Raw genomic sequence first — 17,904 nt, forward strand, 5'->3', positions numbered from 1 at the left:
ACATGGGTGTCAAAACAACGAAGTTTGAAGCGGCTGACTATCTGGACAGCCCCGAAGCCATTCAAGCCTATCTTGAAGCGGCTTTTGAAACCAGTGACACGGCTCTGATCGCATCAGCTCTTGGCGATGTTGCCAAGGCTAAAGGTATGTCGAGCGTAGCCGACAAATCCGGCCTGTCTCGGGAAAGTCTCTATCGTGCGCTTAGCGAAAACGGCAATCCGGAATTTGGCACTATCCTCAAAGTGCTGAGTGCGGTGGGTGTTACGCTCACCCCGAAAATGCATGTGAGTTAACCGTTTTAGAAGGCAACCCGCCATGTCTACCGATGCAGCTCCTTCAACAGCCGAAAAGACCATTCGCCGCGTCTGGAAATCCGCGCAGATGTTTGTCGGGTTTCATACGGATCAGAAGGGCAAACCGCGCACGCAGCCAAAGCTCTGGCCGCCGAAGAACGGCAGCGCGTCGATCCATAGTGACCCAGACGCGCAGGAGGCGATTGTTGTTGTCAAATCCGCTGATGCAGAGACCGCTCAGGATGTGCAGATCAAGCTGCATCCGAACCGCATTGTGGTGCGCCGCGATGCGGATATGTGGTGGCAGGGTGTGGCTGTGGATGAGCATTCCGTGACGGTCCGGATGGCCGACAACACGATCATCGAAATCCGTCATGACGGGTCTGTGAAACGCCGCTCGGCAGAGGATGAAACCCATGTGGAAGCGGATGGCAGCATCTTCAAGTTCACCGAGTTTGCCGAAGCGCATATGACGGGTGACGGGGTGGAAATGACCCGGCGCACCGAGGATCGGATTGCCACGATCACAGCCGACGGTATTGTCGATCGCGCGCGCAAGCGGTAGCCTGTTCTCAATACCTCTAGAGTTCCCTGAGGTTGTACTGACTGGCCCGCTTCGGCGGGCCTTTTCTTGTGTGCAAGACCGTCAACAGAGGTTTTCTGCGGTTGGCCCATTCACCTCCAATGGCTGTTTCAAACCCATATTGACTGTTGTCGCGATCGTCGCCAATGTCGCGCGTTCCCATTGGCGCATCTGACTCAGTGTACATGTGGTGGAGCCGACCCAAATCCAGAAGGAAACGCAAGCGATATGACGGACGACTGGAACGACTATGCCGATGGTTGGGACGACAATAGCGACGTCAGATATTACGCCAGTTGCGCTTTTGCCTCGCTCGACGCGCATCTGGACCTGTGCGGGAAGACTTGGCGATCAAAACGTGTGCTCGACTTTGGATGTGGCACCGGATTGCTGGCGGAAAAAATCGCATCGCATGTGGAGGAAGTTGTCGCGGTTGATACTTCGGAGAATATGATCGCGGTCCTGAAGGCCAAGAACCTGCCCAATGTCAGGGCCGTTCACGGAGATATGCTGGCTGGAGATGTACAGGAGGTGGAGATAGGGTTCTTAGGTTTCGATTTGATCTGCGCTTCTTCCGTTTGTGCCTTTCTTCCGGATTACAGTGGAGCCGTGGCGGTGCTGGCGGGGTTGCTCAACAATGGAGGTCATTTTGTGCAGTGGGATTGGCAGGCGTCAGATGATGACGGCTTTGGATTGACGATCCATCAAATGAAAACCGCGCTTGAAGCGGTACGGCTTGGCTCTATTCGGGTCGAACAGGTATTCGAAATCACTTCTGATGCGCAGACAATGCCCGTTTTGATGGGAGCGGGCATTCGCAATCCGGAATGAATTTGAGTGTGGATGCGGGAGCATCCAGTGCGTGCACTTAACCGACCATTGGCAATTTCGAATTGCGTTCAAGATCTTCGGATGAACAAGTATCCCCTCTTGGAAAGCTCAGTGCTCCAGTTCGATTGGTGAGATTGGATCACGTCCTTGAACCCGTTGATGTTGGATGCCTCATCGGCAATCAGAAGCCTGCCGTCAACATCAACATGATCGAGTAACCGTTCCAATACGGCCTTCCGCGCAGTAGCGGAGAGCATGTGCAAAGTTCGGTCGACCAAAACCACATCAAACTTGCCCATCGGTTCATATGTGGTGATGTCGGCCACAATGCCTTCAACAGTCAGCTCTTCTGAATGTGCCGCCCTGATCAGGTCTTGGATACCGTTAGGGGAGATATCGACACCAACAACATGGTGACGTAGTTGTGTTCAAGGATGCGGCAGCGTCGAAGCCTGTAGGGGATGAAATCGCCGCTCTGATGGGCACAGAACGTGTAAAGCCCGAGTGGAAGTTCTCAAAAACGCGTGACGTCTCGCGCGACGCTTTCTTTGAAGCTGCTGCGGCCTGGGACTTCCAATGTCGGTCTGTCGTAGTACAGAAAGAAGAGATTATCTCTCACCATCTGCGAACAAAACCACGACGGTTCTACAACTACTTTACAAAAATGATGTTTGAGAAGGACGGCGGTTTGCTCAAAGGTGCAAAGGTCGTACTTGACGGTTCAGGTGACAGACGGTTCCGAAAGGAACTTGTCGGGTACATGAGACGCGAGCTTCCAAAAGGCTCCATCAAGAAATTTGACTTCAGAGATTCACGAAAGGATCCGTTGGTTCAGCTGGCAGATATGTGCGCCGGTGCCATAGCACGCTCCTATTCGGACAAACGGCGAGACGGTGCCAGATGGCGCACAATGCTAGAGCGGTCTGGGTGCGTCAGCGATGTGTGGGAATTCAAGTAAGGGTGCGCTCTGCTGACCTATCCATGTGAACCCATGGAACGCACACCATACGGAGACAGTTCGGTACAGCAGGGCGACTTCACAACTCGTATATAAGCTGCGGCCCATACGATTTCCACAAAAAAAGGGGCATATTGCCCCTTTTTTTCGACAACCCTACAGGGTTCAACGAGCCCTAAGCCGCCGTCGCTGCGTAATTTGGCTGCTGTGGGTGCATTAGGCCGCTTACAGCACTTTGCCGACCTTGACCCCTTGGTGCCCGTCAATTGTCTGAGTGAAATTACCGAATGTCGGCTGCGAGCCCTTTCTGACGGATGCCGCGCGGGGCGCGAATGGCAGCAAAGCGTACGATTCTGAATCAGGGAAGCCTGACGACGAAGGACCATCAAATGCGCCTTCAATGCATTTTACCAAAACTTGTTGGCGTTGGGTTTCGACGGGGAAGATTCGACTTTTTACTGCGTGGGATACGCGCCAATCTTCTTGCGAGCACCCATTTTCAATCGGTCAGCAGGTCAGTTGCTTCTGACATAAGGTACTGCGCAAAGAAAAGACGCACGGCGATCAGAAACTGCCAAATTCCGGAGCGATTTCTGATCGTGCCAAGGGCATTGTCGCCTAACATCAAGCCGGTACAAGAGCCACCTTCAGGACAGCCTCTGCAGCTTTTCGCGTGCCCGAGTGCTTCTTCATCACATCCGACATTTCAGCTAGATGAGTTTTCATGGGCGCATTGTTCAACAGCTCCAGAATCAGGGACCGCAGGTCTTCTGGCTCCCAGTCTGCGCGATGGATTGCGCGCCCCACGCCCACGGCCTCGGCGCGTTGCGCATTGTCATGACCATCCCAGCAATAGGGCATCACCAGCGACGGAACACCGTGATACAGAGCCTCGCAAAAGCTGTTGTTGCCACCATGGTGGATGATCACGGCGCATTCGGCCACAACAGAAGGTTGGGGAAACCAGCTTCCCAGAATGACGTTATCAGGAACCTGACTATAAGCCTCCAGAAAGCCACCCACATTCACCAGGAACCGCGCCGGCAATGTGGCGAAGACCTCTATCATCCGCCCGATCAGCTGTGTGTCACTTGCCCCGAGAGAGCCGAAACTGAGATACACCAGCGGGCCGTTGTCCTTGGGGAAATGCGGTGACTTGAAATGGCCTTCATCCCTCACGCAGCCTTCGAGAAAGACAAACTGGCCTTCAGGCAAAACCTCGGCGCGCTGGTACCGCACGCAGGCAGGCGCCAGAAGCAGGTTGAGCCACGGTGACGTTTCAAGAAAAATCCCTGCGGGAAGGGGCGGTAGTTTCCGGGCCTTGCGAAATTCGTTGTACCTGCGATGTGGGGCGCGGGTGTTGTCCACATAGGCCTTTTCGAATTCGGTACGTGCCGGAACATCATCGGGCGCCAGACCAGAGAGATACGGTGGCACGTTGGCATCAGGTAGCTCGGTTTCCGCACAGGATACGATCCGCACCCAGGGGCAGCCAGCGTTTGCGACAGCGGGAAACATGATGACGTTATCGAGCAGAATTGCATCCGGTTTGATCCGGTTGAAGAGGTCTCTTAATCCGTCTTCGACAGCTTCGGCTGTGCTGACAATCGCCTCCCAGGTTGGAGCGACGTAGGTTGCCAGCTGATCGAGGGCGGACAGGTTGAAGTGCGGTAGATGCGTGTTGATAAAGCCCTGCCAGTAATCTTCATTTGACGCGTCGTTGCTGCGCCTTTGCTCAGGAAGGTGATACTCCTTGAAACCATATTCAGCGAACACGCCGGTGAAGCCCGGGTGGCAGATAAACACCGGGTTGGCACCCTGTCGTTCCAGTTCCTGAGCTATCCCGACGCAGTTCAGCGCGGCACCAAAGCTTGCCTCGGGGAACAGGGCAATGGTTGGCCCGGATGTCATGACTGCACCCCGCGTTTCATTGGAGGAATACCGCGGTTGGCGGCTTCGGGGCGGCGCACCCGGGACTTGCGTAGGTGCAGGACCATCTGGTCCGCCGCCAGGTCGAACTGATTGCGCTCAAGGCTTTCAAGAATTTCCAGATGCTCTTCCAGCGATTGCCGTAGCCGGAAATCCGGTATCGAGGCATCTTTCTGGGTGGTCCGGCGCAACCGGTGATGTGTCAGCAGGCTGCCGCGGATGAAACGGTTGCCGGAACATTCGGCGATGAAGCTGTGAAACTCTGTATCAATTGCCCGGAACCCGGAACAGGTGATGCTTCCGTTACGAAGCTTCAGGATGTCTTCCATCTGGCTGCGCAGCAGCCCGGCGCGCTTGAAATCCATTGTGAACCTAGGTGCCAGGATCGCCTGAGGTTCCATGGTCAGACGGAAGGCAACGCTGTCTTCGACGGAATTTGGGGAATCAAGGATTGGCTGAAAGGCCCAAGATCTGCCGGGCAATTGGGTAACAATGCCATCGCGAGATAGTATTTTTAATGCATTAAGTACAGTATTGCGTGAGACTTTGTAACGACGCACGAGGGCACTGGCGGACTGAACTTCGCCGATACGGCGCTCGGCGCGATCAGACAGAATGCGCCTAGCTAGGGAATCTTCGAGGTCTTCTAGCCTGCGTACTGCTTCGGCCTGTTCTTCTCGTGTCTGAATTGCCAGAAAATAACCCTCCTCCTCCTTCCATGACAGAACTCCGTTTTCTTCCAAAAGCTTAAATGCAGACCTGATTGGGGTTCTCGACACACCACAGGCGGCGGAAAAGCCCTGTTCGGGCAAGTGGTCGCCGGCCTTCATGCCGCGTTCGAACGCTATGTTCAACACTTTTTGGGCTAGCTCGAGGTGGTTTTGTCGTGTGTTGCGACGCGCATCGGTCATCAGCTCGGCCTTTCGGGGGCAAAAAATTCGGGAAACAAGCCACGCCCCGAAAAAGAACATTGAATACAGATTGACGTATCTTTTCACATAATAATACTGAATCCAAGGCGGTCAGCAAGAACCGCTTTGAAGAATCTAAGATCACGAAGCGTTGGCTTTGCGATCATCCAACATTGAACTGGAGGAATGGTATGTTCCACAAATCACCTACTGCCCGGGCCCTGATTGGGGTGGGTTTGACCTGCTTCGCAAGTGCCGCATGGGCTGAAGATCTCGTTGTGTCCAACTGGGATGGCTACATGGCACCTGATGCCGTTGAGGCGTTTAACACCGCGTCCGGCAACACCGCTGAACTGGTGCTACACGCAACCAACGAAGAAATCATGGGCAAGCTGATTGCCTCGAAGGGCAAAGGCTATGATGTGGTCTTTGTGTCTTCGCCGTTCGCCGAAGTGTTGCACAACCTCGGGCTGGCTGAGGAACTGGACCATGCAAAGCTGCCCAACGCGGCCAATCTTTATGCCGAGGCAACGACGCTTAACCACGATCCGGGCAATAAGTTCTCGATGCCTTATGCGTGGGGCACAACCGGGTTGTGCTATCGCTCAGATCTGGTGGCCGACGTGCCCGACAGTTGGATGGACCTGTTAGCACCAAGTGATGCAGTCTCCGGCAAAACCACCATGCTAGCCACGGATCGCTGGCTGTTAGGTGCAGGGCAACTGGCCAAAGGTTATTCGGTTAACGAAACGGATGCCGACAAAATGGCCGAGGTCCGCGACCTGTTGATTAGCGCCAAGGGCACGCTGCTGGCCTATGACGACACCACTTTCTATTCCAAACTGGTATCGGGTGAAGCGGAGCTGGTGCACGCATGGGATGGCTGGTGCAACTATGGCATCGCCGAAAACGCCGACATCAAATACGTTGTGCCTGAAGAAGGGTCTGATCTGTGGGTTGATACCATGGTGATCCTCAAAAACTCTGAACACAAAGACGCGGCTTATGCATTCGTGGATTACATCCTGGGTGCCGAAACGCATCGCTGGGCGGCAGAGAACATTTTGTACAAGGTTCCAAATCAGGCCGCGATGGAAGGGCTGGATGCCAGTCTGATTGAGACTTTCCCGAACATGGGCATGAGCCCGTCCGAGATGACGGCCTATGAACAACTTCGTGATGTGGGTGAAGCGCAGCGAGACTATTCGCGCATCGTTTCGGAAATCAAGGCGGCGAACTAACATCGCCAAATAGGTTGGGGCGTTTCGCCAAGGCTTGGTGCCCCTTTCCGCTATTGTTTAACCTCTCCCGTCGCGTTGCAGCGGCGCGTGGACAGAAATTGCCGCCATGAAAGACCGCAAACCCATCTACCTAATGTCGCCCGCGCTGGCCTGGTTGACCGCGTTCATGGTTATCCCGTGTCTGCTAATTTTGGCATTGGCGTTTTTCCGGCGCGGTATTTACGGCGGTATTGAATACACTTTTACGCTCGAAAACATCGCACTGGTGTTTGACCCGCTTTATGCCGGTATCTTTCTCAAATCGGCCTGGATTGCCGGGCTTTCGGCTTTGATCGCGGTGGTCGTTGGTTATGCGGCGGCCTACGCGATTGCCGCGATGCCGCGCCGGCGCCAGCCTGTGCTGCTGTTCTTCGCAGTGCTGCCGTTCTGGTCAAACTATCTGGTGCGCACTTATGCTTGGATCGTGCTGCTGAACCGCGAGGGACTGATAACCGGTATCGCGCGCGCCTTGGGGTATGACGGAGAACTGCCCAAACTTCTCTATACCGAAGGCGCCGTTGTGGCCGGGTTGGTCTATAACTACCTGCCCTTTGTGATTCTTGCCTGTTATGCGCCGCTGTCGCGCCTGAACCCAGAAATATCCGAGGCCTCACGCGATCTGGGCGGATCAGGCTGGACCACGTTTCGCCGGGTGATCCTGCCGTTGACAGTGCCGGGAATCGCCACCGGTTTCGTGTTTGTCTTCGTCCTGTCGATCGGCAACTTCGTAACCCCGGCATTGCTGGGGGGTGGGCAATTCCAGATGATCGGCAACCTTGTTTATGCCCAGTTCCTGACCGCCAATGACTGGCCGTTTGGATCTGCGCTATCGATGATATTGATCGCAATCATGATGGGGCTGCTGACATTGCAGACCTTTGCGACCGAACGTGCCTCTGGCGGCCGTGGCGGAGGCAGCTGAGATGGCCGGGAAAAGCAACCTTCGCCTGATGTACATGATCATTGCGGCCGTGTTTGCGTTTCTTTACGTGCCGATTTCGGTGTTGTTCGCCCTGTCCTTCAACGAAGGCGGGTTGCCCACGGCCTGGACCGGGTTCTCGGTCAAGTGGTATGGCGCACTTCTGGCCAACGATCAGATCCTTGGCGCGGCCCTGAACACCCTAATCGTAGCCGTAGTGTCAACGCTGATGGCAACGGTTCTGGGCACCCTGTTGGCAATCGGCGTGGAAATCCGTCGGCGCAAGGGGCGCTTTCTGGAAACCATCATCTTTGCCCCGATGATCATCCCGGACATTGTTCTGGCCATCGCGCTTCTGAGCTTCTTTTCCATGCTGAATGTCACAATGGGCCTGCACACGATCATTGCCAGCCACGTGGTGTTCAACCTGGCCTTTGTGTGTTCGGTGGTGCGCGCACGCCTGAAAACCTTCGACTGGTCGATTGTTGAGGCCTCCACCGACCTTGGCGCATCCACCCCGGTCACATTATGGCGGATCGTGCTACCGGTCATGATGCCCGCAGTCATTGCGGGGGCGCTTCTGGCTTTTACCCTATCGGTGGACGAATTCATCATCGCCTTTTTCACCGCCGGTGCGGGACGCGATTCCATCACCCTGCCCATGCAGATATTTGCCATGATCCGGTTTGGTGTCACGCCTGAGATCAATGCGCTGGCCACCCTCGTCATGACGCTGTCGGTGGTTGCACTGGCGCTGTCGCAACGTCTGAACCGCGGAGGTTTGCCGGGACAATGACCACCCCTCTTTTGTCACTTCGCAATGTCGAGAAATGCTTTGGCGCTGTTCAGGCGGTAGCCGGCCTGTCGCTGGATATCGCGGAAAATGAGTTCTTCGCGCTTCTGGGTGCCTCGGGTAGTGGCAAAACCACCCTGCTGCGCATCCTCGCCGGGTTCGAGATGCCAAGCGCGGGCACCGTGCATCTTGATGGTCACGACATTTCGCATGTGCAGCCGAACCATCGGCCCGTGAACCTGATGTTCCAGTCCTATGCACTGTTCCCACATATGAGTGTTGCACAGAACATCGCCTACGGGCTTGAAATGGAAAAACTGCCCCGCTCGGAGATCAAATCGCGGGTGGCCGATATGCTGGACATCATCCAGCTATCGCATCTTGCTGGCCGCAAACCCGATCAGTTGTCAGGTGGCCAGAAACAACGCGTCGCACTTGCCCGCGCGCTGGTCAAGAGACCCCGCCTGTTGCTACTGGATGAACCGCTTGGCGCTCTGGACAAGAAGCTGCGCGGCGAAATGCAGCTAGAGTTGAAGCGCATCCAGGATGAGTTTGGCATCACCTTCATTGTCGTGACCCACGATCAGGAAGAAGCGCTGGTCATGGCCGATCGCATTGCCATTCTGAAAGATGGTCAGCTACTGCAATGCGGCAACCCAAGGGAAATCTACGAGCATCCTGCCAATCGCTATGCTGCGGATTTTATCGGTGTCATGAATTTCCTGCCTGCAAAGGTATCGGGCGGCAAAGTTCTTGCCGCCAACGGCCAGATGTTCAAGGCTGAGCTTCCCGATGGCCTAAGCGACGGGGCGGATGTTGTCGCGGCAATCCGGCCAGAGCGGCTTCACTTGGGCGGCGAGGGCAATGACAACAGCCTTTCAGGCACCGTGCGGGCGATGGCCTATCATGGGCTTGATCTGCACCTGCATCTGGAAACACCCACATCCCCGCAACCGGTTTTGGTACGCCTGACCGCTGATGCGGCTGAAATACGCCCCCTGTCGATTGATGATGACGTCACCGTCGGCTGGTCGGCCAAGGATACCCGCATTTTTGCGGCTTGAAACAACAAAGGAGACTACAATGACACAGAAAACCTTTGCATTTTTCCCCGAAGCGGCTTTTGGCCCGGCGCTGAACTCGGTTGGTATTGCCCAGGCGGTGGAACGTATGGGCCACAAGGCCGTGTTTCTGTCCGACCCTGGTTTTATCGAGGTGTACGAAGGCTATGGGTTTGAAGCGCATCAGGTCAACCTGTCCGAGCCGATGCCACCTGAACAGATGGCCAAGTTTTGGGAAGACTTTATCAACGGTCATATCCCGAATTTCCGCAAGGCGCCGATCGACCAGATTGATAACTACGTCAAGGAATGCTGGGAGGCGATTGTCGACAGCGCCAAATGGGCGGAAAAGGATCTGCCGGGAATTCTTGCCAAGATCAAGCCGGATGTGATTTCAGTTGATAACGTCATCCTGTTCCCCGCGATCAAGCAGTATGGCGTGCCGTGGGTACGCATCATCTCATGCTCGGAAAACGAGATCGAGGATGACAGCATTCCACCGCATCTGTCGGGTATGGCCGAAGACGATATAGCAGGTCACGCCGCGTTCCGGGCCCGGTTCAACGAGGTGATCAAGCCGATCCATGGCGATTTTAACGCCTTTTTGGAAACGACGGGCGAAGACGCCTACCCGATTGGCCAATTCTTTGAAGCGTCGCCCTACATGAACCTGCTGCTCTACCCCGAGCAAGTGAAATACACCCGGTCCGCGCCGCTTAATCCCGCACAGTTCCAGTATCTTGAAGGCTGTGTGCGTCAGGACGAACCTTATGAGGTGCCGACTTTCAAAAAGAACAATGACGGGCCGTTGCTTTATATCTCGTTTGGGTCTCTGGGGGCGGGTGACACTGATCTGCTCAAGCGTCTGATCGATCTTGTCGCCAACTCGCGCTACCGTGCGTTGGTCAATGTCGGCGACTACAAGGAAGAGTATTCAGACATCCCCGACAACGTCATCATCGAGGGCTGGTATCCGCAGCCTTCGGTGATCCCGCAGGTTGATGCGGTTATTCACCATGGCGGCAACAACTCGTTTACCGAATGCCTCTATTTCGGCAAACCGGCGATTATCATGTCCTATGTCTGGGACGGGCACGACAACGCGATGCGGGTGCAGGAAACCGGGCATGGGTTCCGCTCGGATCGCTATGAATGGACCGACGAGGAATTAATCGCGAAGATCGAAGCCTGCCTGACGGATAAGGCGATGGCCGACCGGTTGCAGCAAACCTCGGCCCATATGCAATCGCAAAACGGACAGGAAAAAGCCGCCAGGATACTGGTTGATCTGGCAGGGTCATCCGCATGACCAACCTGTCTTCTACGGCCCCCCATATCCATCAGGCGACCAACTATGATGACCTGCTGGATTGGGGGCCACAGCCCGATATGGTCGAAGGTCAGTCACATTCCACCGGGCGGCTTTTGCACAAAGGACCGGACAATTCACCGGAAACCGGCGTCTGGTTGTGTTCGCCGGGGTGCTGGCGGTTGTCTGTGCCGCGCGACGAGTTCTGCCACTTCGTCGCCGGAAGAGCCACCTATGTGTCAGACAGCGGTGAAGTGATCGAGGTCAGTGCGGGCACCTGCGTGCTGTTCCCTGCTGGCTGGACCGGAGAGGCCACGATCCACGATACCACCCGCAACATCTACATGCTAGCCTGAAGGGGACACGCCGATGAAAACACCCGTGATGCACAAGCCGCTTGAAATCACTGACACGGTGGACTGGGGCGAGATTCCGACCATGATCGAGGGCACATCGCACACGTCCGGTAAACTGTTGCACAAGGGGCCGGACGGGCAAAGCGAGTGCGGCTTGTGGATCTGCACGCCGGGCAAATGGGACTGCCATGTCACGAAGGATGAATTTTGCCACTTTCTGGAAGGGCGATGTACCTATGTGCATGAAAGCGGCGATGTCATCGAGATCATGCCCGATACGGCTGCGTTTTTCCCGCAGGACTGGAAAGGGGTGTGCACGGTACACGAGACGGTCAAGAAGGTCTACATGATCCGCTGAAGGGAGCGCAGAATGCCTGGTGAAACGACAGCGCGATATTATCTATCGCCAACCTACGAACTCAGCCAAATGCCGGGTGTGCCAGTGATCGACCCGGCCACTCAGGATCAGGTTGGTATACGCGCCCAGGTATCCGGTGAGGAGCTGGAAGCCACTCTTGCCCGGGTCAATGCAGCACAAAAACTGTGGGCAAAAGTGGATGCCAAATCCCGAGCGCAGAAGTTGCACGCGCTGGCCAGCAGGATCGAGGCCACCGACATGACGCAATGCGCCATTCTGATGAGCCGGGAGATGGGCAAGCCTTACCCCGAGGCGATTGGTGAGGTCGCAAACTGTGCACCCGTCTTCAGGTATTTCGCAGAAATGGCACGGGATGAGGCCGGTAAGCTGGCCGGCACCACACAAGCCGGATCGCTGCAATATGCGCGGTTTGAACCTTACGGCGTTTCGGCCCATATCATGCCGTTTAATTTCCCGATCCTGCTGGTGTGCTGGACGGTTGCGGCCTCATTGGCGGCGGGCAATGGCTGTGTCATCAAACCGGCCGAAGCGGCCACACTTTCAACGCTGGAATTCATGCAGGTGTTTGACGATATGCCACCGGACCTTGTGGCCTGTCTGCCCGGCGGGGCGCAGGTTGGACAGGCACTGGTGGAAAGCGACAAGACCCACGCCATCGCCTTTACCGGCTCGGTGGCGGCGGGGCGGGCCGTGTCTGGTGCCGCAGGCGCGCGGATGAAACCGGCAGTGATCGAGGCTGGCGGTTCTGACCCGATGATCGTTACAGATCATGCGCCGCTAGACATTGCCGCCGCCGGCGCGGTTACCGGGGCATTCCACCTGTCCGGTCAGGTCTGCACCTCGACCGAGCGTCTGTTTGTGACGGATGCCGTCCATGATGCGTTTGTAAGAGCTTTCGTTGCGGAAACGAGCCGTCTGCGCATTGGCAACGGGCTTGAAAAATCCGAAATAGGCCCATTGGTCAGCAAGGCGGCACGCGACAAGGTAGAGCGTTTGGTGGCTGATGCCGTGAACAAGGGTGCAAAGGTCGAATGCGGCGGGCGGGTGCCACCGGGGCTGGACAACGGCTGGTACTATGAACCAACAATTCTGACCGGATGTCGCCCGGATATGGATCTGCTAAAGCAAGAGATTTTCGGGCCGGTTGTTGCCATTGTCCGCGTGCCTGATTTTAACGCGGCGCTGGAACAGGCCAATAACAGCCCCTTCGGGCTGGGCGCTTCGATTTTCACCACCGACCTCGCCGAAGCACATGAAGCGTCAGAGCGGTTGGAGGCGGGCATGGTCTGGATCAACAACCCGATGATCGACAATGATGCGTTGCCGTTCGGGGGGTGGAAAAGCTCGGGCCTTGGGCGCGAGTTGGGCCGGCAGGGGTTGGATGCATTCCGGCGCTCAAAAATGGTTGTTCTTGATCACAAACCGGTGCGCCATGAGTGGTGGTACCCTTATCCCGACGATTGGTTTCTGGAAACAGGCGGGCGCAAACATGTCTGATCCGTTCATGCAGTACTTTTAGAAAGCCTGTCAGGTGCAAAATTTTTGCGATCCCGATCAGTTAACCAAAACACCGTTCTGGACCAGTTCTTATGTGCCAGGGGCTGACAACCCATCCCTTGAGGATGATCTGACCTGTGATCTGGCGATCGTCGGCGGGGGATTCACCGGCCTGTGGAGCGCGCTGAAGGCCCGCGAACGCTGGCCGGACAAAAACATCGTTGTTCTGGAGGCCGACAGATGCGGGAATGCCGCCAGCGGGCGCAATGGTGGTTTCTGCGCCCCAAGCATTTCACATGGGGCGGCCAATGCCGTTGCCCGCTGGCCGAAGGAAGCCGAAACCCTTGTCCGGCTAGGCCACGAGAACCTTGATGGGTTTCAGCAAGATATCACAGATTTCGGCATAGACGCCGAGTTTGAGCGCGCGGGAAAGCTTAATGTCGCGGCCACCCCATGGCAGGTGCAGGGCCTGAAGGCCACGCAGGAGGTTTTTGCGCGGTTCGGGTATGACACGCAGATTTTGCAAGGCGCTGATCTGCACGACAAGCTGAACAGCCCCGTATATGATACTGGCCTGTTTGAGCCCAATTATGCTCTGATCAATCCCGGTAAACTGGTTGCAGGCTTGCGGGAAAATTGCATCGACAAGGGTGTCGAACTATATGAGCATTCACCGGTAACAGCGCTTCCCAAACAGGGTGCGTCTATCCGGCTGGCAACCGATAAGGCGCGCATTTCCGCGCGACAGATAATTCTGGCCACAAACGCCGCCGTGCCGTTGCTGAAACGCCTGCGCGCCGCGATTATCCCGGTGTTTGACTACGCGCTTGTGACTGAGCCGTTAAATGCCGATCAACTGGCCGCCATTGGCTGGGAGGGGCGGCACGGGGTCGCTGACAGCGGCAATCAGTTTCACTATTCCCGTAAAACCGCAGACAACCGTATCCTTTGGGGCGGGTACGACGCTATCTATCATTATGGCAGCGACCGCGATGTCGCCCTGCAGGATCGGCCAGAAACGTTCAACCGGCTTGCCGGTACTTTCCGGGCGGCTCTCCCGGCACTGGACGGCGTGCAGTTTTCGCATGCCTGGGGCGGGATCATCGACACCTCGGCCCGCACGACGTTCTTTGTCAACACCGCCCTTGATGGCCAGTTGGCCTATGCGATGGGGTTCACCGGGCAAGGGGTTACCGCCTCGCGGTTCGCGGCCCTTGCGATGCTGGACATGCTGGAGGGCAAACAAACCGAACGCACAACGCTGAGCATGATACGCCGCCGCCCGGTGCCCTTTCCCCCCGAGCCGCTGAGAAGCCTTGCAATCCGCCGCGCGCAACGAGATCTGGCCTGGGAAGATCAGACCGGAAATCGGTCGTTTTACCTAAGGTGTCTTGATCGGCTGGGAATTGGCTTTGATTCCTGAAGACGTCAGACCGCCATCGCACAGCCAAGTGGTCTTATGGATTGGCCTTCCCTTTCAACACTTTTCACCTCCCTGGCCGATTTTGTCGCTGTGCGTGGCTTGAATCAATCCTCTCCAGGTGAAAGGGAGAGCATGAGTGTTGGAAAGCAGGTAAATAGGACTTTACTACCTGAGCGTCTGACGACAGGTGGCAGAACTTTTTTGATATCCGACATTGGAGCAATCGCAGCGAACTCACACTCAGTCCGCTCAGCAGACATTGAAGCCCTCTGAACCGGCTCAATGCCCTACTGAAAATGTCAGATGACTGCTCTGAGCCCTGAGTGCGTTTTTCCGCGCGATGAATGATTGTCTGCAATGCCGTGATTGCGGGACGCCATCAATGCTGAGGCATTCCGGAAGCCTCCATCGCGACAAGCCAGCGATCCAGTGCCCCGGGGGCGGTCCACATCCGGGATTCTATGCCTTTCACCCGCGAAACGGTCCAGTCAGGGTTCTCCGCAAGATAGTCGCTCATGGCTTTTGCCGCATTGTCTTTGTCGCCAAGGCAATGGTGAATGGCCGCAAGGAGTTTGTTTGCCGCGACCGGCATCGAGGGCGCTGATTTGAACGAGTCCAGAGCGGTGTCACAGTCCCCTTTCTGCCACAACGCCCACGCCTTGTTCCATTGCAGGTCAAAGTGTTTGAGCGGGTCAATGCGCTCCAGCTGACCAAGTGTCGCCAGGGCCTCATCCGTCTTGCCCTGATATATCTGCGATACCGCGAGCCCGTTGCCAACGATGGTGGACGAAGGATTCAATTCGATCCCGCGCTGGAATGCGCGTGCCGCGTCTTCGACATTGCCGTCGAACATCAAGGCCCGCCCGAGCGCATGGTAGGCCAGGAAATTGTTGGGATCGAGCTCGACGCCCCGGCGGGCGAGATCGTTCATCCGTTTGCGCAGGGCCACTTCGTCGCCTTCGATCCAGCCATTGTGGAGCCCGATACGCAACGACAGGGCCTGCCCCAAAAAGCCCCAGGCGGAGTCCGGGTAGTCCTTCATGGACTGTTCCTGTTCCTCGATATTGATCAGCAGGTTTTCGCGGGTGAAGTTGCGCATGATCCGGCTTTGCGCTGCATTCGAGATCATCAAGGCGCTGACATCGCCAGCGGACATGCTGGCATCCGCGGTATCAATCACGTTTGTGCCCACAGCCTTGGCGATTATTCGGCTGATTTCGCTGTTTGCCTCAAGCATCGCACTCAGCGGCACGTCGAACTCATCCGCCCAGATATGGGCTTCTGTTGCGCCGTCGATCAACTGGGCGGTGATCTTCAGCCGCGAGCCGTCATATTGCTGGCTGCCTTCAAGAACCAAATCGGCCCCAAGCGCCTTGGCGATCTCACTAATCCCTTGAGGCGAGTCGCGAAACTGAAAGCTGGAGCGGCGCGAAATGACCGCCATCTGTGGAAACCGTGCCAGGGCGGTTATGATGTTTTCACTGATCGCGTCGCTCAAGAAGCCCTTGTGCGGCTCGACAGAGAAATCCTCAAACGGCAGGACGGCGACCACCGGTGCATCGATGTCGTTGTCAGGGCGCGTCAGAACATAGGCGGTGATCAGGGCGAAAACCGCGAGGGCGGCCACCATCGAATAGGCGCCAAGCCGTTTCTTCGAAGTCGTGGAGTGGGTTTCCGGGGCGGGCAGGACCAGCCTGTAGCCCTCACGCGGAACAGTTTCGATAATGCGTTTTTCGGTATCGCCCACCACGCGCCGGATTTCCGCGATGCATTGCGCGACGCTGTCGGCTGCAACGGCGCGGCCTGACCAGATCTCGTCGATCAGCGCTTCGCGTGTTACTGTCTGGTCGGCTTTTTTTGCCAATGCCACAAGGACTTCGCGGGATTGATGCCTCAGCTCTATTTCGTTTCCGGCCAAGTCGTAGACCCGGCCGGTTGTCCGCTCGACAATCACGGTTCCCAGGCGGATTTCGGAAGATTTCAAGGTTTTTCGTTTGGTAAATCGCACCGGCTGGTCCTCCAATTCGACCATCGCCAATGCCCACTGTCTCGACTTTTTCGACAGTGGCCCTTCGGCAACGGGGAGGAGCATCTTCCGCTCCCACGAACGAGGATACTTGATGAAACGTGTGACGAAAACAGCGAACCATCTTCTAATGCGAACTGCACGTGCGGGCCTGCCGCCGCGCATTCTTGCAATTTCAATTGCATTGCTTCTCGCCAACTCGGCTGTTGCCGAGAGTTTCGATTTGACCACACCTCGTGCAGATGCCCCTGTTCGCCATGCGGACGGAAGTGAGAGTTTCCGGCTTCTTCCTGGCGAGTGCAGCGATCGTGAATATTTTTCTGACGAGTTACAACGCAACACCTCAGATTGTGGCCGCTCCCGAAACAGGATCGAGTACTTCGAAACATCGTCATCTGGCGCCGGAGACCGGCGTATGTACGAGTGGGAGATCTTCATTCCGGAGGATTTCAGCTACAATGCACTCAACGCACGTTTGACCGTCGGCCAATTCGAAACGGGCGCCGATATGCTTTATGGTTTCGAACTGAATAATGATGGCTACACCTTCCGAGCACGCGACTGCATCTCTGCGGACGATTTCGGTGACTGGCACAAGGTCTCTGTGCGCATCCAATACGATTCTACGCCGCGCAAATCCCTCAAGGATAAAACGCCCGGTGTGTTTGTGGTCGAATGTGATGGAAAGGTTATTGCCGACTCATCTGGCAGACCCAATATGGCCGAGGGCGGCGAGATTCAGTTCAGATATGGCCTCTTCGGTGCCAAGAATATCCCTGACACCGACAACGTCTCGGTATCATATCGGAACGTCCGAATCTCGGAGTGGTAAGGGCTGCAGGCCACGCAAAACCGGCGCCTTCGTGTTCCGGATACTCTCGGCTATGCGCCGTGTCCGTCACGTGTCGTGCGTCTTGATCCCCCCCTTACATATACGGACCCGCTCGAAAAAAAGCGGGAACCGGTTCTTGGGTAAGATAATTGGCAGCAGGCGGCGGACACCCGACTTTGTAGCTTGAAAGCTCAGTTTCGCCATCCGTCGAGTTGGCGTATTGATATTCGCAATCATGGCAGCGGAGGCTGCACACAGAGGGTCCAAAAACAGCTCTATCTCTTGGAAGCTGACCTTGGTACGATGCGCCGCGAAGGTCAGGAAAGTCCCGCATAGCCGCTATCCAAGGTTCCAAAACACTGCATATTTGATTTAAAGTCCGCTTCCTGTGCATTACCGCCGTCGCTGAGGTCTAGTGCTGCACTAGCAGCGAACGGCAGCTCTGTGGCCGATATTGTTGAAAAACAACGTGTTGCTGGCGCAGAGAGAGGCGTACCGAACTGAGCGCGAGTGCCTTTCTTGTC

The 17,904-nt window shown here is 56.1% G+C and carries 18 protein-coding genes and 1 pseudogene; 14 read left to right on the forward strand and 5 right to left on the reverse strand.

Going from position 1 to position 17,904, the window contains the following annotated elements:
• Window positions 1-2 precede the first annotated feature (2 nt).
• From AC2FJZ_RS21000 to AC2FJZ_RS21010, 3 genes are all read left to right on the forward strand, one after another.
• On the forward strand, window positions 3-293 hold the full coding sequence (locus AC2FJZ_RS21000) for an addiction module antidote protein (protein WP_170766490.1): 291 nt from the start codon (window positions 3-5) through the stop codon (window positions 291-293).
• A 22-nt stretch (window positions 294-315) separates the two neighbouring features.
• Window positions 316-858 (forward strand): hypothetical protein, encoded by a 543-nt coding sequence (locus AC2FJZ_RS21005; protein ID WP_496780098.1) that lies wholly within the window; start codon window positions 316-318, stop codon window positions 856-858.
• Between the two features lie 246 nt (window positions 859-1,104).
• Window positions 1,105-1,707 carry a class I SAM-dependent DNA methyltransferase gene (locus AC2FJZ_RS21010; RefSeq protein ID WP_496780100.1) on the forward strand — a complete coding sequence of 201 codons (603 nt, stop codon included), beginning with the start codon at window positions 1,105-1,107 and terminating at the stop codon, window positions 1,705-1,707.
• Between the two features lie 68 nt (window positions 1,708-1,775).
• On the opposite strand, the pseudogene AC2FJZ_RS21015 reads toward AC2FJZ_RS21010, so the two are convergent.
• Window positions 1,776-2,111: pseudogene (locus AC2FJZ_RS21015) on the reverse strand (class I SAM-dependent methyltransferase); the annotation flags it as partial.
• Window positions 2,112-2,185: 74 nt separating this feature from the next.
• Between AC2FJZ_RS21015 and AC2FJZ_RS21020 the strand changes: the two are divergent.
• Window positions 2,186-2,665 carry a DUF3800 domain-containing protein gene (locus tag AC2FJZ_RS21020; RefSeq protein ID WP_496780109.1) on the forward strand — a complete coding sequence of 160 codons (480 nt, stop codon included), beginning with the start codon at window positions 2,186-2,188 and terminating at the stop codon, window positions 2,663-2,665.
• 624 nt (window positions 2,666-3,289) lie between these two features.
• Here AC2FJZ_RS21020 and AC2FJZ_RS21025 read toward each other — a convergent pair.
• Together AC2FJZ_RS21025 and AC2FJZ_RS21030 are read right to left on the reverse strand one after the other, a co-directional pair.
• On the reverse strand, window positions 3,290-4,576 hold the full coding sequence (locus tag AC2FJZ_RS21025) for a glycosyltransferase (RefSeq protein WP_281973948.1): 1,287 nt from the start codon (window positions 4,574-4,576) through the stop codon (window positions 3,290-3,292).
• On the reverse strand, window positions 4,573-5,505 hold the full coding sequence (locus tag AC2FJZ_RS21030; RefSeq protein ID WP_281973947.1) for an FCD domain-containing protein: 933 nt from the start codon (window positions 5,503-5,505) through the stop codon (window positions 4,573-4,575). Before AC2FJZ_RS21030 ends, AC2FJZ_RS21025 begins: the two co-directional genes overlap by 4 nt.
• Before the next feature lie 191 nt (window positions 5,506-5,696).
• Here AC2FJZ_RS21030 and AC2FJZ_RS21035 point away from each other — a divergent pair, with 191 nt between their 5' ends.
• The 9 genes from AC2FJZ_RS21035 to AC2FJZ_RS21075 all read left to right on the forward strand — a co-directional run bounded on the left by AC2FJZ_RS21035 (window position 5,697) and on the right by AC2FJZ_RS21075 (window position 14,522).
• Window positions 5,697-6,746 (forward strand): polyamine ABC transporter substrate-binding protein, encoded by a 1,050-nt coding sequence (locus AC2FJZ_RS21035; protein WP_281973946.1) that lies wholly within the window; start codon window positions 5,697-5,699, stop codon window positions 6,744-6,746.
• Between the two features lie 106 nt (window positions 6,747-6,852).
• Window positions 6,853-7,707: an ABC transporter permease gene (locus tag AC2FJZ_RS21040; protein WP_281973945.1), complete on the forward strand. Its 855-nt coding sequence runs from the start codon at window positions 6,853-6,855 to the stop codon at window positions 7,705-7,707.
• 1 nt (window position 7,708) lies between these two features.
• Entirely contained in the window at window positions 7,709-8,500 is a 792-nt protein-coding gene (locus AC2FJZ_RS21045) for an ABC transporter permease (RefSeq protein WP_281973944.1), read from the forward strand.
• On the forward strand, window positions 8,497-9,561 hold the full coding sequence (locus tag AC2FJZ_RS21050) for an ABC transporter ATP-binding protein (protein ID WP_281973943.1): 1,065 nt from the start codon (window positions 8,497-8,499) through the stop codon (window positions 9,559-9,561). The genes AC2FJZ_RS21045 and AC2FJZ_RS21050 overlap by 4 nt, the downstream gene beginning before the upstream one ends.
• 19 nt (window positions 9,562-9,580) lie before the next feature.
• Window positions 9,581-10,867, forward strand: a complete 1,287-nt coding sequence (locus AC2FJZ_RS21055; protein WP_496780103.1) for a glycosyltransferase — start codon at window positions 9,581-9,583, stop codon at window positions 10,865-10,867.
• Complete coding sequence (locus AC2FJZ_RS21060; protein ID WP_281973941.1) at window positions 10,864-11,223, forward strand: cupin domain-containing protein; 360 nt, start codon at window positions 10,864-10,866, stop codon at window positions 11,221-11,223. Before AC2FJZ_RS21055 ends, AC2FJZ_RS21060 begins: the two co-directional genes overlap by 4 nt.
• Window positions 11,224-11,236: 13 nt before the next feature.
• Window positions 11,237-11,581 carry a cupin domain-containing protein gene (locus AC2FJZ_RS21065; RefSeq protein WP_281973940.1) on the forward strand — a complete coding sequence of 115 codons (345 nt, stop codon included), beginning with the start codon at window positions 11,237-11,239 and terminating at the stop codon, window positions 11,579-11,581.
• A gap of 12 nt (window positions 11,582-11,593) precedes the next feature.
• The gene (locus AC2FJZ_RS21070) at window positions 11,594-13,099 is read left to right on the forward strand and encodes an aldehyde dehydrogenase family protein (RefSeq protein WP_496780104.1); all 1,506 of its coding nucleotides are present in this window, start codon (window positions 11,594-11,596) and stop codon (window positions 13,097-13,099) included.
• 34 nt (window positions 13,100-13,133) lie between these two features.
• The gene (locus tag AC2FJZ_RS21075) at window positions 13,134-14,522 is read left to right on the forward strand and encodes an NAD(P)/FAD-dependent oxidoreductase (RefSeq protein ID WP_281973938.1); all 1,389 of its coding nucleotides are present in this window, start codon (window positions 13,134-13,136) and stop codon (window positions 14,520-14,522) included.
• A 379-nt stretch (window positions 14,523-14,901) separates the two neighbouring features.
• On the opposite strand, the gene AC2FJZ_RS21080 is transcribed toward AC2FJZ_RS21075, so the two are convergent.
• Window positions 14,902-16,614 (reverse strand): winged helix-turn-helix domain-containing tetratricopeptide repeat protein, encoded by a 1,713-nt coding sequence (locus AC2FJZ_RS21080; RefSeq protein WP_010443842.1) that lies wholly within the window; start codon window positions 16,612-16,614, stop codon window positions 14,902-14,904.
• 28 nt (window positions 16,615-16,642) lie between these two features.
• Here AC2FJZ_RS21080 and AC2FJZ_RS21085 point away from each other — a divergent pair, with 28 nt between their 5' ends.
• Window positions 16,643-17,380 carry a polysaccharide lyase family protein gene (locus AC2FJZ_RS21085; RefSeq protein WP_010443840.1) on the forward strand — a complete coding sequence of 246 codons (738 nt, stop codon included), beginning with the start codon at window positions 16,643-16,645 and terminating at the stop codon, window positions 17,378-17,380.
• 317 nt (window positions 17,381-17,697) lie between these two features.
• On the opposite strand, the gene AC2FJZ_RS21090 is transcribed toward AC2FJZ_RS21085, so the two are convergent.
• On the reverse strand, window positions 17,698-17,904 hold a 207-nt coding region (locus AC2FJZ_RS21090), incomplete at its 5' end, for a hypothetical protein (protein WP_496780107.1).

Source organism: Ruegeria sp. CDSA079 (assembly GCF_059612245.1).